The organism is Kocuria sp. (assembly GCF_030536815.1).
In the GTDB taxonomy this organism is placed as follows: domain Bacteria; phylum Actinomycetota; class Actinomycetes; order Actinomycetales; family Micrococcaceae; genus Kocuria; species Kocuria gwangalliensis.
In genome coordinates, this window is record NZ_JAUNPE010000292.1 from 1 (window position 1) to 1990 (window position 1990).

The 1990-nt window shown below is 60.2% G+C and carries 4 protein-coding genes; 1 reads left to right on the forward strand and 3 read right to left on the reverse strand.

Annotated features, from left to right (window positions below; translation table 11 throughout):
* A partial coding sequence (locus Q4E95_RS13275) for a hypothetical protein (RefSeq protein WP_303383750.1) occupies window positions 1-263 on the forward strand: 263 nt, incomplete at its 5' end.
* Window positions 264-297: 34 nt separating this feature from the next.
* On the opposite strand, the gene Q4E95_RS13280 is transcribed toward Q4E95_RS13275, so the two are convergent.
* From Q4E95_RS13280 to Q4E95_RS13290, 3 genes are all read right to left on the reverse strand, one after another.
* Window positions 298-555 (reverse strand): Txe/YoeB family addiction module toxin, encoded by a 258-nt coding sequence (locus tag Q4E95_RS13280; protein ID WP_303383751.1) that lies wholly within the window; start codon window positions 553-555, stop codon window positions 298-300.
* Window positions 556-557: 2 nt separating this feature from the next.
* Entirely contained in the window at window positions 558-815 is a 258-nt protein-coding gene (locus tag Q4E95_RS13285; protein WP_303383752.1) for a type II toxin-antitoxin system Phd/YefM family antitoxin, read from the reverse strand.
* Window positions 816-899: 84 nt separating this feature from the next.
* Complete coding sequence (locus tag Q4E95_RS13290; RefSeq protein ID WP_303383753.1) at window positions 900-1847, reverse strand: DMT family transporter; 948 nt, start codon at window positions 1845-1847, stop codon at window positions 900-902.
* Between the last annotated feature and the right edge of the window lie 143 nt (window positions 1848-1990).

Here is a 1990-nt window from a genome sequence, read left to right on the forward strand (position 1 = left end):
CTTGCGCAGGGGGCCAGCAACTGATGGCATGGGGTATGGAAACCAATCAACGGGCGGTGAGTCCAGCTGCCGCGCGCGGCATTCCCGTGATTCTCAGACCGTTTGTCCCGGCCCTGTTACTGGTCATTCTGGGAATCGGAACCCTCATGTTGCGGGTCTCTGGAGCGATCAACGACATAGTCTCATCGATCGTTTTTGCAATCTTGATCACCGCCGGTTTGCTCTTCTACGTTCTCCTCAACCGAGGGGCCGATCAGAAATAGCGTAGACAATCATTAGATCCCAATGCGTCTCAAGCTACCCGTAATGGTACCTACATGTAGCAATCAAGGCTTCGTCTCTCGTCACTTTATATACGAGACGATGTTCTTCTGTGATTCTGCGCGACCAATATCCCGCGAAGTAATAGCGCAAGGCCTCGGGTTTCCCAATTCCCTCGTTGCCGTTTCGGGTGATGTCTTGGATGAGAAGGTTGATCCGTTTGAGGATCTTTCGGTCCTGACGCTGCCACCATAGGTATTCTTCCCAGGCCGACTCAGACCAGACAAGTCTCACGATCAGTTCTCATCCACAAGGTCGTGTGATGTACCGCGGCCAGCTTCCAGCTCCTCCATCGAATCAAAAAGCCGTCGTGCATTTTCTGGGGAACGCATCAAGTAGGCCGTCTCCTTGAGAGAGTTGTACTCGTCCAACGAGACAATCACGACCGGCTCATGGCCAGAGCGAGTCACAATGACCTCTTCCCGGTCATCGACGACTGAATCCAAGACCTCCGCATAGCGAGCCCGTGATTCCGAATAATTTATGATTTTCATGGAACACCTCCGTACAAGAAATTGTACACTCGTTGTTAACTATGCAGACTCGTACCGGTAAATTCCATAGTTTCTGGTCGGAGGTCAGAGCTGCGGTGTGGCCACTGGTGGGCCTTCGCGCGATGGGGTGACCGGTGCGGCGTCGTCGGTATTGGTGGGCGCTACGCCCAGGACGACCAGGGCGACGGCGAGAACACCCAGACCTGCCCAGCCGAGGGGCGTCAGTTGCTCGCCTACCACCACGACCGCCAGGAGCGCCGCGACGGCCGGCTCGATCAGGGTGAGAGTTGTGGCGGTGCTGGGGCGGACCCGGTTGAGGCCCAGGCCGAACAGGTAATAGCCGAGGAACATGGGGACCAGCGCCATGTACGCGGCCACGGTGAAGGATTCTGTCGAAGCGAGCAGGGGCGCGCCGGTGAGGAAGAGGACGGGCATCAGGAGCGCCCCACCGAACCCGAAGACGGTGCCCATAGCCGCCGCGCGCCCTATCCCGCGGGAGATCAGGCGGTGGACCACCCAGGAATACAGGGCGTAAGTAATGCCGGCGAGCAGGCCGAGCCCAATACCGACAATGGTGTCACCGGCGGACGCGGTGGGTTGATCGGCCCTGGCCAAACACAACATTGCACTACCACCAATGCCGAAGGTAGCCGCCACCATCCACCAGCCGCTCAATGGCTTTCGTTCGAGGATGAGTTCCAGAATTCCGGAGGCCAGCGGCGCCGAGGCGAGGGAGACCACCGTGCCAATGGCAACACCCGCCAAGTGCATTGAGCTGTAGAACGCGAGCGGGTAGATGGCCACTGCCACGGCTCCCGCGGCGATCATGCCCGTGTGGGAGCGCAGCTCTCGGCGGGCGCGTCCCAGGGAGGGGAGGGCGATGGCCGCCTGGAGCAACCCGCCGATGCCCAGTGCGGCCGCGCCGATGGCGAGAGGGCCGGCGTCCGGAGCAAACGTCGCCGCTGTCCCGGTGGTGCCCCACAAAAACGCGGTGACCAAAATGGCGACGACCCCGCCGGTGGTTTCCTTCATCGGGTTCAGTCTAAATCCGCGAGCATGACGACGGCGATCGCCCGAGCACCCGCAGCCCACCCGGATAGCATGCAATAGCATGACTATTGAAACGGATGAGCACGGCCGCCCCGAACCGCCCATTGCCGGTGACGAGTGGGAGA